Here is a 13,044-nt window from a genome sequence, read left to right as displayed (position 1 = left end):
CCCATACTTGCCGAATACTGCGGACACCCGCTGCGGCCTGGTGAAAGCTGTGAGCGTGACGGTGGTGTTCCGGTTGCTCGGCGACATCGGGGCCGACGTCGACGGTGAACGCGTCGATGTCGGGCATGCGCGACAGCGTGCGGTTCTCGTCGCTTTGCTGATCGACCTCAACCGCCCGGTTCCCTCCGATCAGCTGATCGATCGGGTGTGGGCCGACGAACCGCCCTATCGCGCACGTAATGCGCTGGCCGCGTATGTATCTCGGTTACGAGCAGTCATCGGGCGTAGCGGAGACGCCGAAATCAAGCGGGAGTCCGGCGGTTACGTGCTGGTGGCCGACCCGATGACCGTTGACCTGTACCGCTTCCGGCACCTGGCCAACCAGGCGCGCGCCGCCGTGGATCCCATCGAAGCGCACGACCTGTTCGGCCGGGCGCTGCGGCTGTGGCGTGGCGATCCGTTCGTCACCCTCGACACCCCCTGGCTGAACGAGGTCAGAAGCGCCCTGCACACCGAACGACTGGCCGTCGCGCTGGATCGCAACGATGCCGGGTTGCGGGCCGGCCGACATGCCGAGTTGCTCCCCGACCTGACCACCATGCTGGCGGAGCACCCGCTGGACGAGCGCCTGACGGCGCAGCTGATGTTGGCGCAGTACCGGTGCGGTCGTCAGGCCGACGCCCTCGAGACGTTCCGTACGGTACGTGAACGTCTCGTCGAGGAACTGGGTGCGGATCCGAGTCCGGCGCTGCAGCAGGTGCATGTGCAGCTCCTGGAGGGTGATCCGGAGCGTGCGGCTCTGCCGGTCGGAGCACCCGCGGCCGTCAGCGCGCGACCGCGGACGAACCTTCCACGACGGAGCACCAGTTTCATCGGCCGCGACGACGACGTCGCGCACGTATCGGACGTCTTGCGTGACCGTTCGCTGGTGACGTTGACCGGAGTCGGCGGCGTAGGCAAGACCCGCCTAGCCCTCGAGGCCGCGGCCAGAGCCGAGGCGTGCTTCGCCGACGGCGTCACGCTGGTCGAGCTCGCACCACTGGATGACGTTGCCGCCGTTGGCCATACCGTGGCGACCGCACTTCATCTGCAACAACGCCACGGGCTCGGCATCGAAGAAACAGTGATCGACTACCTGCGAACGAAAAACCTACTGCTGGTTCTGGACAATTGCGAGCACCTGCTCGATGCGGTCGCGCGGCTCATCGACTCGATCGTCGGCAGCTGCCCCGACGTCGTGATCCTGGCCACCAGCCGGGAAGCGATCGGCGTTGACGGGGAACATATCTGGCCCGTATCACCGTTGCCGATCGGCGAGGCCACCCGGCTGTTCGCCGACCGGGCCAAGGCCAGCCGGCCCGATTTCGCGCTGGAGCACGAACCCGTGGGCGCCGTCGCCGAGATCTGCCGACGCGTCGACGGTCTGCCGCTGGCGATCGAACTGGCCGCCGCCCGGATGCGCGCCATGAGCAGTCTCGACGTCGCACGCCGGCTGGACGGTCTGCGGCTGCTCAGCGGAGGCGCCCGGGGGATCCCTCGTCAGCAGAGCCTCGTCGCGACGATCGACTGGTCCTATGAGCTACTCACCGAGGCAGAGCGGCAACTGTTCTCACGGTTGTCCGTCTTTGCCGGCGGCTGCGACCTGGAAGCGGCGCACGCGGTGTGCGGTGGGGGCGAGGAGGACGACACGCTCGATGAGATCACCGGACTCGTTGACAAGTCGATGGTGGGCATGCAGGCGGCGACCGAGCGGACGCGGTACACCGTTCTGGAGATGCTGCGCGCCTACGGCCGCAATCGACTGCAGGTCAACGGTATCGACAAGTCAGTGGCATCGCGGCATGCCGAGTATTTCACCGCGCTGGCCCAATGTGCGGCTGCCGGCATGCACGGCCCCGACGAGCGGACGTGGGTGGACAGATTGCTGCCCGATTACGACAACCTGCGCGTCGCGTTCGAGCACGCGCTGTCGGTCCATGACGTCGACACCGCGCTTCGGCTGGTGACCTCGCTACCCGAAGTCGTCCACCTGCGTCACAGCTACGAGTCGGCCGCCTGGGCCGAGCGCGCCGTCGAGGTGGCCGAATCCACTCATCCGCTCTACGCCGCGGCCGTCGGCTTCGCCGCGCGAGGAGCGTGGAACAGAGGCGAGTTCGACAAGGCCCGGACACTCGCGAACCTCGCGCAGGGGCGTGCGCCCGCGCGTGGCGCCGCCCGGGTCGCCTATCCCGGTGATGTGCTCGCCGACGTCGCGCTGTACGAGGGTGATGCCCAAACGGCTCTGCTGCACTACGAGGCCGAGGCGCAGCGGGCCAGGACTGATTCCGACCCGATTCGTCTGGTGTGGACGCTCTTCTACGTCGCGATATGCCATGCTGCGCTGCACGTCCCGGCCGAAGGGGTAGCCGCGGCGGAAGAGGCGGTGCATGTCGCGGAGGAAACGCGTAATGCCACCGCACAATCGATGGCTCGCTACGCGCTCGGTCTGGTGCTCAAGAAATCCGAGCCCGATCGCGCGCTGCAACTGTTCGACGAGGCTGCCGCGCTGGCCGCATCGGTGCGCAACCTGTGGTGGTACGGCATCGCGCTGATGGAGGCCGCGTCGACCCGGGCCGTGCACGGTGAACCCGCCGAAGCGGCAACCGCTTTCATCGACGTGCTGGATCACTGGGATCGGGTGGGGGACTGGAGTCAACAGTGGCTCAACCTGCGTTACGTGACGCGGTTCTTCGTGCGAGTCGGGGCTGACGACGATGCGCTCGCCCTTCACCGGTCGTTGGTTACCGCCGGAAAGGATTCGCCGCTCAACGACGCCGAAGCAGATCCTGAGCACGTCGGTCCGACGGGCGCCGAGGCGGTGGCGCTCGCCCGGGTAACCCTGCTGCGCTATTGCGATAACTCCCGCTGAACTGCGCGTTTCACATTTCGTCAACGAAGACCGAAGCCGCGCGCGAGACGGTGATGCCGTCACAGTTTCGCGGGAACGGCCCGCGGACGACAAGCGAAGGAGAAAACATCATGGCCACAGTGCTCAACCGGGCGATCGCCGCCGCGTTGCTGTCCGCGGCCCTCGCGACGCCGGCAGTCGCCGGTCTCACCACAGGTACTGCCGCAGCCAAGCCGAGGCAAGCCAATTGCGCAGCGATCGCTGCGTCGGCCGATAGCGCCATTCATGTAGCCAACGTGGCACGTCAACAGGGTGATAAGCAGGCGGAAAAGGATTGGACTCATATTGCCAATCGCACCCTGGACACCTACCACCGGCTTTGCCTCAGCTGAGGCGATGACCGGGCGGGCCATTGGTGCCCGCCCGGTATCGCCGGAGGCCAAAGCTCGCATGAACACCTGTTCAGCTAGACAGGTGTTCGGTGGGAGCTCTAGGCTCGCGGGGTGACCTCTTCGTACGTCGCGATGCACATGAGCGACGGCATCGTCAACGCCCCGACCTCGGTCGTCTTCGGCGTCATCGCTGTCGCCGCCGTCGCGTTCTGCGCGGCCAAAGCCCGAAACGAACTCGATGAGCGCACGGTGCCGCTGGCGGGGCTCGTTGCGGCGTTCATCTTCGCTGTGCAGATGATCAACTTCCCGATCCTCCCCGGCGTCAGCGGCCACCTGCTCGGCGGCGCGCTCGCCGCGATCCTCGTCGGCCCGTTCACCGGGGCGCTGTGCATCGCGATCGTGCTGGTCGTGCAGGCGTTGCTGTTCGCCGACGGGGGTGTGACGGCGCTGGGCACCAACATCGTCAACATGGCAGTGATCGGTTTGGTCGCGGGTTACGGGACCGCAGTGCTCCTGTACTCCGTTGCGCGCAGGCGCCGGGACGTCCCGGTGGCCGGGCTGGGCGCCATCGCGTTCGTCGCCGCACTGATCGGAACCATCTGTGCAGCAATGGGATTCGTTGTCGAATACGCGATCGGTGGAGCGGCCACCACGTCGCTGGGCGCGGTCACCGGCTACATGCTCGGCACCCATGCGCTGATCGGCATCGGGGAGGGCGTGATCACTGCGGTCACCGTGATGGCGGTCGCCCGTTCGCGTCCCGACCTGGTCTACCTGTTGCGCCGGAGCCGGCAGGGGGTCGCGGTATGAGGTCGCGCTGGCAGTTCTGGGCGGTGTTCGCGGTCGTCACGCTGCTGATCGCCGGCGCGGTGTCGTACTTCGCCAGTTCCAGTCCTGACGGGCTCGACTCGACGACGCTGCGCGGGTGCGAGGTCGTCGAGACCGCCGGCGGCGAGGAACTCACCGGACAGTGCATCGCGCAGCACGCCGAGGAACACAGCCTGGCGTCGTCCCCGCTCGCCGACTACGCGATCGGTGGACGCGACGGCACCGGTGGGATCGCCGGGATCATCGGCGTGCTCGCGACGGTTGTCGTCGCCGGATCGGTGTTCTGGCTGATTGCGCGCAGCCGCAAAGTGACCGACCGCAACGGATCTAGCTGACCATGGGCGCGGGCGCTCATCCCCTCTACAGGCACGACGAGTCGGTCGTGCACCGCGCCCCCGCCGAGGTGAAGGTCGTCTGCCTTCTGGTGTTCGTGCTCGCGGTCGTCGCGACGCCGCGGGAGATGTTCTGGCCCTTCGCCGTCTACGCCGCGATAGTCGTCGGCGTCTGGCGTCTGGCACGAATTCCGCTGCGGTGGGTTCTGCCGCGGATGCTGATCGAAGCGCCGTTCCTCATCCTGGCCGTGCTGCTGCCGTTCGCCGAAGGGGGCGAGCGCATCGACGTTGCGGGGATGCAGCTCTCGGTCGCCGGGTTGTGGGCGGCATGGGGCATCGTCATCAAGGGCACCCTCGGGGTCGCGGCGGCCTTGACTCTGGCCGCCACCACCTCGACGACCGAATTGCCCACCGCGCTAGGCCGGCTCGGAGTGCCCGCGGTCGCGACGTCGGTTCTGGTGCTGATGATTCGGTACGTCGACCTGCTGGCCGCCGAGACGAGCCGGATGCGTATGGCGCGCATTTCGCGTGGCGATTCGCCGCGCGCCCTGCACCAGGCGGGCGCGATCGCCAAGGGCATCGGCGCACTGTTCCTGCGGTCCTATGAACGAGGTGAGCGGGTCTACGTCGCGATGCTGTCGCGCGGGTTCGACGGCAACGCACCGGATCTGGCCGTGATCGGCGCGCCACCACGGGCGGTCGCGTCGCAGTGGGTGATCGTGATGGCACCGGCCGTAGCCGCGGTCGCGGTTGCGACGGCCGCGTGGGTGCTGTGATGAACGCGATCACGATCGAGGGCCTGCGCCACGTGTACCCGGACGGTCACGTGGCCCTCGACGGTGTCGACCTGACCGTGTCCCGCGGGGAACGCATCGCCGTGCTGGGGCCCAACGGCGCGGGCAAGACCACTCTCATGCTGCACCTCAACGGTGTACTCGCCGCGACATCGGGCACGGTGCGGATCGGCGATGTCGCGCTGTCCCGCAAAACACTTCACGATGTGCGCAGGCGCGTGGGCCTCGTATTCCAAGACCCCGACGACCAATTGTTCATGCCGACCGTCGCACAGGACGTGGCGTTCGGTCCCGCGAACTTCGGGTTGCGCGGCGACGAGCTGGCCGACCGGGTGCGAGAAGCGCTGGAGACGGTGTCGCTCACCGAAGAGGCCGACCGCAGCCCCACCCACCTGTCGGCGGGCCAGCGTCGCCGCGCGGCGTTGGCGACCGTGCTGGCATGCCGGCCCGACATCCTGGTGCTCGACGAACCGTCGGCGAACCTCGATCCCGTCGCCCGCCGGGAATTGGCCGAGACATTGTCCGCACTGGACTCCACGATGCTGATCGTCACCCACGACCTGCCCTACGCCGCCCTGCTGTGCGAGCGGGCGGTCGTGATGGACCGCGGCGTAATCGTGGCCGACGGCCCCATCCGCGATGTCCTGGCCGACGCCGAACTGCTTGCCGCGCACCGGCTGGAGCTGCCGTGGGGCTTCGAGGTGCCGGCCCGCTAGCGACTAGTGCCGTCGCGAGGGCGGCCAGGGGGGCTCACCGCACAGCGCCAGCAAGGCGTTCTCGATGACCTCCGGCAGCGCGGGGTGAATCCAGTACTGCCCGCGCGCCATCTCCTGCGCGGGCAGGTCGAACGCCATGCCCTGGATGACCGGCTGGATCAGCGATGACGCCTGATGGCCCATGATGTGGGCGCCCAGGAGCAGTCCGGTGTCGTCGTCGACGATGAGCTTGGCGATACCCACGGTGTCCTCCATCGCCCATCCGTAGGCGACGTCTGCGTAGTCCTGGATCTTGACCCTCATCCGGAAACCCCGTGCGCGCGCCTCGTTTTCGGTCAATCCGACGCTGGCGATCTGCGGGTCGGTGAAGACTGCCGACGGCACATGACGGTGGTTGGCCGGCATCAGCGCGTCCGTGTCATCCCAGTCCTGCAGGAGATTGTGCTTGACCACGCGCGCCTCGTGGTTGGCCACATGCTTGAGCTGATAGTCCGAGGAAACGTCGCCGAGCGCGAAAACGCCGCGCGCCGTTGTGCGTTGATATTCGTCGACGACGACCTGTCCGCTCGCGGTCACCTTCACTCCGGCGTTCTCGGCGTCGAGCGTGTCACCGTTGGGGACGCGGCCGGTGGCCACCAACAGCGCGTCACCGCGCAGCGTCGAGCCGTCCTGGCAGGTGACTTCGACGCCGCCGTCGACCTCGTGCGCGTCGACGAGCTCGTGATGGTTGCGCACTTCCCACTTCTTGGCGGCGATGTCGGTGAAGCGCATCGCGATCTCGTCGTCGTGGCCGCGCAGCAGGCTGCTGCCGCGGATCAGCAGCGTGATGCGGCTGCCGAGTGACGAGAAGATGTGGGCGAACTCGCAAGCGACATAACCGCCGCCGACGATGATGAGATGCTCGGGTAGATCGGTGATCCGCATGATCGTGTCGCTGGTGTGGTACGGCGCACCGCATTCGGTGACCGCGTCTGGCACCACCACCCGGGATCCGGCCGCGATCACCACCTGGTCGGCGGTGAACTCGTCGCCGTCGTCGGTGCGCAGCGCGTACCGGCCGTCGGGCCGGGTGGGCGCAAACCTGGTGTGGCTGGAGAACACCTGCACGTTCGGTGAGGAGCGGCGGTAGTTCTCTCCCGCGACGGCCAGCGGGTCGATCCGACCGAACACCCGCGAGACGATGTCGGGCCAGCGCACCGCGTCGATGTGCGCGTCGACGCCGTATCGCGCCGCGTCCCTGACGTTGTCGGCGATACCGGCCGCGTAGACGAACATCTTCGTCGGGATGCAGCCGACATTGAGGCAGGTGCCGCCGAACACACTCTGCTCGCAGATCGCGATCTTCTTGTCGATGTAGCGCTCGTCGAGAATGGAGTTGCCCGAGCCGGTTCCGATGATCGCGATGTCGAAGTGCGTCATGACGACCAGCCTCCTGGGGAACGGGTGACAGCGGAGCCGCGGGCGGCCGGGTCGAGGTACCAATCCAGCCACCGGTCCAGTTCGTCGTAGGCGGCCTGCCGCGCGTCGGGTACCGACAGGAACACGTCGTGCTTGGCATCGACGATGGGCACGATCGTGGTCCGGTTTCCGATGCACCCCGCCCATCGGGCGATCTGTCTGACGTCGAGCACCGCATCGCCACGCTGAATCGCGTCAGGGTTCCTGACCTCGCGCACGCTGCGGTCCGAGCGCAGGATGAGGTTGGGCACACCGACGTCGAGACCGCGGTGAAGTGTCGCGTGGCCGCGGCGGATCGCGGCGATCCAGCCCGTGGTGACGGGAAAGCCGCCCACGGGCTTCCACTTCAGGTCGTAGTCGAAGTCGCCGTGGTAATCGCGGTGCAGCGACGAACCGTATCCACCCTCGCTCGGCGGACGCACCACCAGCCGCTTTCTCACCCGCGAGACGGCGCCCAGCGCGGCACGCGTCGGCGCGGCCCGCAGGATCGACGGTCCCTGCAGGTCGAGCCACGGGCTGTTCAGCACGAGGCCACCGATGCGTTTGCCTCCGGTCAGCCCGCCGCGACGCAACCGGTCCAACCACAGCGACACGATGAGTCCACCGGCCGAGTGCCCGTACACCAGGACCTCGGCCGGGGACACCGCGCCGATGACGTCGAGTGCACGCTCGAGTTCGACGTCGTAGCGGGCCAGGTCGGTGGTGAAGTGAGGCGTCTGGCCCTCACGCCACGACCGTCCGCATTTGTGCAGGTCGATCGCGTAGAAGGCGAATCCGCGACCGGCGAAGTGGTCGGCGAGCTCGGTGTTGAAGAAGTAGTCGGTGAAGCCGTGTACCAACAGCACCGCGCGCGTGGCCGACCGATCCGGTTCGCCGCGGCGCACCAGGGTGGCGACGAGCTCGCCCTCCCCGTCCGGGTCCGCGCCGAGGGCCATCGTGTGCTGCCAGTAGCCCGGCAGCACGTCTGGCTTCCAGTCGAGCACGACAGCAACGATAGTCGCGACTGCCCGTGCCGCCGGGTGAAGCGGGGCCGACGGGTTGTGCGGGCGGGGATCGCGCGGGGATTGAGAACGCCGTTTGCGGGCTAACCTGATGATCGACCATGACCGGGGCCGGATTTCACTGGCCGCCGCGAGAGACCGAGTCCAGTCGGGGGAACTGAGAGTGTCTGACGAACCGAGGAAGACCGACGTCGTGCTCATCGGGGCCGGCATCATGAGCGGAACATTGGCCGCCTTGCTGCGGCTGCTGGAGCCGGACTGGTCGATCACACTGATCGAGCGCCTTGACGCGGCGGCCGCCGAAAGCAGCGATGCGTGGAACAACGCGGGCACCGGCCACTCGGCGCTGTGCGAGTTGAACTACACCCCGCAACAGCCCGACGGGTCGATCGACATCTCGAAGGCGGTGCGCGTCAACGAACAGTTCCAGATGACGCGCCAGTTCTGGGCGTACGCGGTGGAGAACGGGTTGATCAGCGATCCGCGCAGTTTCCTCAACCCGATCCCGCACGTGAGCTTCGTGCACGGCGAGGACAACGTGAAGTATCTGCGGCGCCGCTACGACACGTTGGTGACGAACCCGCTGTTCGCACGCATGGAGTACATCGAGGACGAGGACGAGTTCGCGCGGCGGCTGCCGCTGATGGCCGAAAAGCGCGACTTCTCCGAACCGGTCGCGCTCAACTGGACCGACCAGGGCACCGACGTCGACTTCGGTGCCCTGTCCCGCCAGTTGCTGGGCTACGTCGCCCAGCGCGGTATGACCACATACTTCGGGCACGAGGCACGCGATCTGCGCCAGGAGTCCGACGGTTCGTGGACCCTCAAACTGGCCAATCTACGCACCGGGCGCACCAGCAAGCTCAGGGCCGGCTTCGTGTTCGTCGGCGCGGGCGGCGGGGCGTTGAACCTGTTGCAGAAGGCAGGCATGAAGGAGGCCAAGAACTTCGGCGGCTTCCCGGTCAGCGGCAAGTTCCTGCGCACGGACGTCTCGCGCCTGACCAATGCGCATCGGGCCAAGGTGTACGGGCAGCCTCCGGTGGGCGCGCCGCCGATGTCGGTTCCACACCTGGACGCGCGCGTCATCAACGGCCGGTCCTGGTTGCTGTTCGGGCCGTTCGCGGGCTGGTCACCGAAATTCCTCAAGCAGGGCGATGTGTTCGACCTGCCCGAATCCATCACGCTCAACAACGTCGCGTCGATGGTCAACGTCGCACTCACCCAGTTCGGACTGCTCAGGTACCTGGTGGGCCAGCTGATGCTGTCGGATGCCGAGCGAATCGAAGCGTTACGCGAATTCGCGCCCAGTGCAACGGAATCGGACTGGGAGCTCAACGTGGCGGGGCAACGGGTGCAGGTCATCTGCGGTAAGAGCGGCAAGGGTGTGCTGGACTTCGGCACCACCGTGCTCACCTCCGGTGACGGCACCATCGCCGGGCTGCTCGGCGCATCCCCGGGCGCCTCCACCGCGGTGCCCGCGATGATCGAGGTGCTGCAACGCTGTTTCGCCAAGCGCTATTCGGCGTGGGAGTCCAAGATCAAGGACATGGTGCCTTCGCTGGGACACGAGTTGTCGTCCGAGCCGGCGCTGTTCGACGAGGTGTGGTCGCACGGAACGCGGGTGCTGCGTCTTGACGAGTCCTCGGCGGTGGCCACGGGATGACGGTTGCGCTGCGCCGCAGTTGGTCTCGCGACCTCGACGCCGCAACGCTCTACGAACTGCTCAAGCTGCGGGTCGAGGTCTTCGTCGTGGAGCAGGCCATTCCGTATCCCGAACTGGACGGCCGCGATCTGCTCGCCGAGACGCGGCATTTCTGGCTGGAAACCGCCACCGGTGAGGTCATTTCGACGCTGCGTCTGATGGAGGAGCATCCCGGTGGGCAGAAGGGTTTCCGCATCGGGCGGGTGTGCACCAAACGCGAGGCGCGCGGGCGTGGGCACACCACCCGGCTGCTGCAGGCCGCGCTGGCCGAGGTGGGCGACTATCCCTGCCGCATCGACTCGCAGACGTACCTGGCCGATATGTATGCCCGCCTCGGCTTCGTCCGCGACGGAGAGGAGTTCATGCAGGACGGCATTCCGCACGTCCCTATGCTGAAGCCGTGACCTATCCCTTCAGCGCGATCGTCGGACATGACCGTCTGCGGCTGGCGCTGCTGCTGTGCGCGATCCGACCCGACATCGGCGGGGTGCTGATCCGCGGGGAGAAGGGCACCGCGAAGTCGACGGCGGTGCGGGGGCTGGCCAAGGTGCTGGAAACGGCCGCCGCGGCAGACGGGGCGTCGGGCGTTACGGGTCAGCTGGTCGAACTGCCGATAGGTGCCACCGAGGACCGGGTGGTCGGCTCGCTGGACCTGCAGAAGGTGTTGCGCGACGGTGAGCACGCGTTCTCGCCGGGGCTCCTCGCCCGCGCGCACGGCGGCGTGCTCTACGTCGACGAGGTGAACCTGCTGCACGACCATCTGGTCGACGTGCTGCTCGACGCCGCGGCGATGGGCCGGGTGCACGTCGAGCGCGACGGGGTGTCGCACAGTCACGAGGCACGCTTCGTTCTGATCGGCACGATGAATCCCGAAGAGGGCGAACTGCGTCCGCAGCTGCTCGACCGGTTCGGCCTCACCGTCGACGTGCGGGCATCGCGCGACGTCGACGTGCGCGTCGAGGTGATCCGGCAGCGTATGGCGTACGAGGCCGATCGCGCCGGGTTCGCGCAGCGCTACGCCGAAGCCGACGCCGAGCTGGCACGGCGTGTCGCGACGGCCCGCAGGTCGGTCAATTCGGTTTCGTTGCCGGACAGCGAATTACGTCGCATAGCGGCGCTGTGCGCGGCGTTCGACGTCGACGGGATGCGCGCCGACCTGGTGGTCGCCAGGACCGCCGTCGCGCACGCCGCGTGGCGCGGGGCCGACGTGGTGTCCGAGGAGGACATCCGGGTGGCCGCCGAACTTGCGCTGCCGCACCGCCGACGCCGCGACCCGTTCGACGATCCCGGCCTCGACCCAGGCCAACTCGACGACGCGATGGCCCAGGCCGACGAGGCCACCGACGAGAACCCCGACCCCGAGCCGCCAGGCGGTGGCGCGTCATCGCCGGAGGGTGACGGCCGCGACGGGCAACCGTCGCAACGGGATTCGGGTGGTGTTTCACGACCGAGCGCCGCACCCTCGGCGGTGTTCCGCACCCGCTCACTGGTGGTGCCCGGGGTGGGCGAGGGGGCGCCCGGTCGCCGGTCGCGGGCGCGTAATCGCACCGGCAAGACGATTTCGGCCACGTCCGACGGTCGGACCGGTCACGGTGTGCACGTGTTCGGCACCCTGCTGGCGGCCGTGGAGCGGCAAGGGAGGCCAGGAGCGCCCCGGCCGCAGCCCGGTGATGTGCGGCGCGCGATCCGGGAGGGCCGCGAAGGGAATTTGGTGATCTTCGTGGTCGACGCGTCGGGTTCGATGGCCGCGCGCGACCGGATGTCCGCGGTCGGCGGCGCGGCGCTGTCGCTGCTGCGCGACGCCTATCAGCGGCGCGACAAGGTCGCCGTCATCACATTCCGCCGGCGCGCCGCGAAAGTCTTGCTGCCCCCGACGTCGTCGGTGCATATCGCGAGCCGGCGGCTGGCCCGCTTCGACACCGGCGGTAAGACGCCTCTGGCGGAAGGTCTGTTGGCGGCCCGCGACCTGGTCATCCGGGAGAAGGCCCGCGACCGCGCGCGGCGCAGTCTGGTGGTGGTGCTGACCGACGGGCGCGCCACCGGCGGTGCCGACCCGTTGGGGCGTACGCGATCGGCCGCCGCGCGGTTGGTGGCCGAAGGCGCCGCCGCCGTCGTGGTGGACTGCGAAACGTCGTATGTGCGGCTGGGCTTGGCCGAAGCGCTCGCCGAACAACTGGGCGCCCCGGCGGTGCGGCTGGCCCAACTCCGGGCGGACAGCCTCACCGACGTCGTCCGCACCGCCGCCTGAAAGGGGTTTTCGTATGCCTCAGGGTCAGCCGCTGACGGTTCCCGACGACGGGTTGACCACCCGCGCGCGCCGCAACGCTCCGCTCTTCGCCGTGCACACCGGTGCGGGTAAGGGCAAGTCGACCGCGGCGTTCGGCATGGCGCTGCGCGCATGGAATCAGGGTTTCGACATCGCGGTGTTCCAGTTCGTCAAGAGCGCCAAGTGGAAGGTGGGTGAAGAAGCGGCCTTTCGCGAGCTCGGCAAGCTGCACGACGAGCACGGCGTCGGGGGGCCGGTGCAGTGGCACAAGATGGGGTCGGGGTGGTCCTGGTCGCGCAAACACGGCGACGAGGTGGACCACGCCGCCGCGGCCGCCGACGGCTGGGCCGAGATCGCGCGGAGGCTCGCCGACGAACGCCACGACTTCTATGTGCTCGACGAGTTCACCTACCCGCTGAAGTGGGGCTGGATCGACGTGGACGAGGTGGTCGAGACGATCCGTTCGCGACCCGGGAGGCAGCACGTCGTCATCACCGGGCGCGACGCCCCGCAGCAGTTGCTCGATGCCGCGGATCTGGTCACCGAGATGACCAAGGTCAAGCACCCGATGGACGTCGGCCGCAAGGGCCAGAAGGGCATCGAGTGGTGACCCTCCTTCGCGCTACTCGCCCTGACCGCGCGAGCGTGCGTGTTTGCATACGACACGC

General features: G+C 68.0%; 12 protein-coding genes. 10 read left to right on the top strand and 2 right to left on the bottom strand.

Translation table 11 applies throughout. The features are described from left to right. Positions 1-55: 55 nt before the first annotated feature. From AU198_RS23525 to AU198_RS23500, 6 genes are all read left to right on the top strand, one after another. A complete protein-coding gene (locus AU198_RS23525) occupies positions 56-2,908 on the top strand; it encodes an AfsR/SARP family transcriptional regulator (RefSeq protein ID WP_064351191.1) in 2,853 nt (950 codons plus the stop codon). A gap of 110 nt (positions 2,909-3,018) precedes the next feature. Continuing rightward, positions 3,019-3,279, top strand: a complete 261-nt coding sequence (locus AU198_RS26345; protein WP_156431733.1) for a hypothetical protein — start codon at positions 3,019-3,021, stop codon at positions 3,277-3,279. A gap of 132 nt (positions 3,280-3,411) precedes the next feature. Continuing rightward, positions 3,412-4,089 (top strand): energy-coupling factor ABC transporter permease, encoded by a 678-nt coding sequence (locus AU198_RS23515; RefSeq protein ID WP_064351190.1) that lies wholly within the window; start codon positions 3,412-3,414, stop codon positions 4,087-4,089. After that, positions 4,086-4,442 (top strand): PDGLE domain-containing protein, encoded by a 357-nt coding sequence (locus tag AU198_RS23510; RefSeq protein ID WP_064351000.1) that lies wholly within the window; start codon positions 4,086-4,088, stop codon positions 4,440-4,442. Before AU198_RS23515 ends, AU198_RS23510 begins: the two co-directional genes overlap by 4 nt. A 2-nt stretch (positions 4,443-4,444) precedes the next feature. Continuing rightward, complete coding sequence (cbiQ, locus tag AU198_RS23505) at positions 4,445-5,215, top strand: cobalt ECF transporter T component CbiQ (RefSeq protein ID WP_064350999.1); 771 nt, start codon at positions 4,445-4,447, stop codon at positions 5,213-5,215. Continuing rightward, complete coding sequence (locus AU198_RS23500) at positions 5,215-5,949, top strand: energy-coupling factor ABC transporter ATP-binding protein (protein ID WP_064350998.1); 735 nt, start codon at positions 5,215-5,217, stop codon at positions 5,947-5,949. The genes cbiQ and AU198_RS23500 overlap by 1 nt, the downstream gene beginning before the upstream one ends. 3 nt (positions 5,950-5,952) lie before the next feature. On the opposite strand, the gene mtr is transcribed toward AU198_RS23500, so the two are convergent. Continuing rightward, entirely contained in the window at positions 5,953-7,368 is a 1,416-nt protein-coding gene (mtr, locus tag AU198_RS23495; RefSeq protein WP_064350997.1) for a mycothione reductase, read from the bottom strand. Beyond that, positions 7,365-8,390, bottom strand: a complete 1,026-nt coding sequence (locus AU198_RS23490; protein WP_156431732.1) for an alpha/beta hydrolase — start codon at positions 8,388-8,390, stop codon at positions 7,365-7,367. The genes mtr and AU198_RS23490 overlap by 4 nt, the downstream gene beginning before the upstream one ends. Before the next feature lie 181 nt (positions 8,391-8,571). Between AU198_RS23490 and mqo the strand changes: the two genes are divergently transcribed. From mqo to cobO, 4 genes are read left to right on the top strand one after another with little or no spacing between them, the layout of a single operon-like run. Next, complete coding sequence (gene mqo, locus AU198_RS23485) at positions 8,572-10,071, top strand: malate dehydrogenase (quinone) (protein WP_064351188.1); 1,500 nt, start codon at positions 8,572-8,574, stop codon at positions 10,069-10,071. Next, entirely contained in the window at positions 10,068-10,514 is a 447-nt protein-coding gene (locus AU198_RS23480) for a GNAT family N-acetyltransferase (RefSeq protein ID WP_064350996.1), read from the top strand. The genes mqo and AU198_RS23480 overlap by 4 nt, the downstream gene beginning before the upstream one ends. Continuing rightward, the gene (locus AU198_RS23475) at positions 10,511-12,358 is read left to right on the top strand and encodes a magnesium chelatase subunit D family protein (protein ID WP_064350995.1); all 1,848 of its coding nucleotides are present in this window, start codon (positions 10,511-10,513) and stop codon (positions 12,356-12,358) included. The genes AU198_RS23480 and AU198_RS23475 overlap by 4 nt, the downstream gene beginning before the upstream one ends. A 13-nt stretch (positions 12,359-12,371) precedes the next feature. Next, a complete protein-coding gene (gene cobO / locus AU198_RS23470; RefSeq protein WP_064350994.1) occupies positions 12,372-12,986 on the top strand; it encodes a cob(I)yrinic acid a,c-diamide adenosyltransferase in 615 nt (204 codons plus the stop codon). Positions 12,987-13,044: the final 58 nt, after the last annotated feature.

This window comes from Mycobacterium sp. GA-1199 (assembly GCF_001500045.1).
Taxonomy (GTDB): Bacteria; Actinomycetota; Actinomycetes; order Mycobacteriales; family Mycobacteriaceae; genus Mycobacterium.
This window is presented reverse-complemented; position numbering and strand designations above follow the sequence as displayed.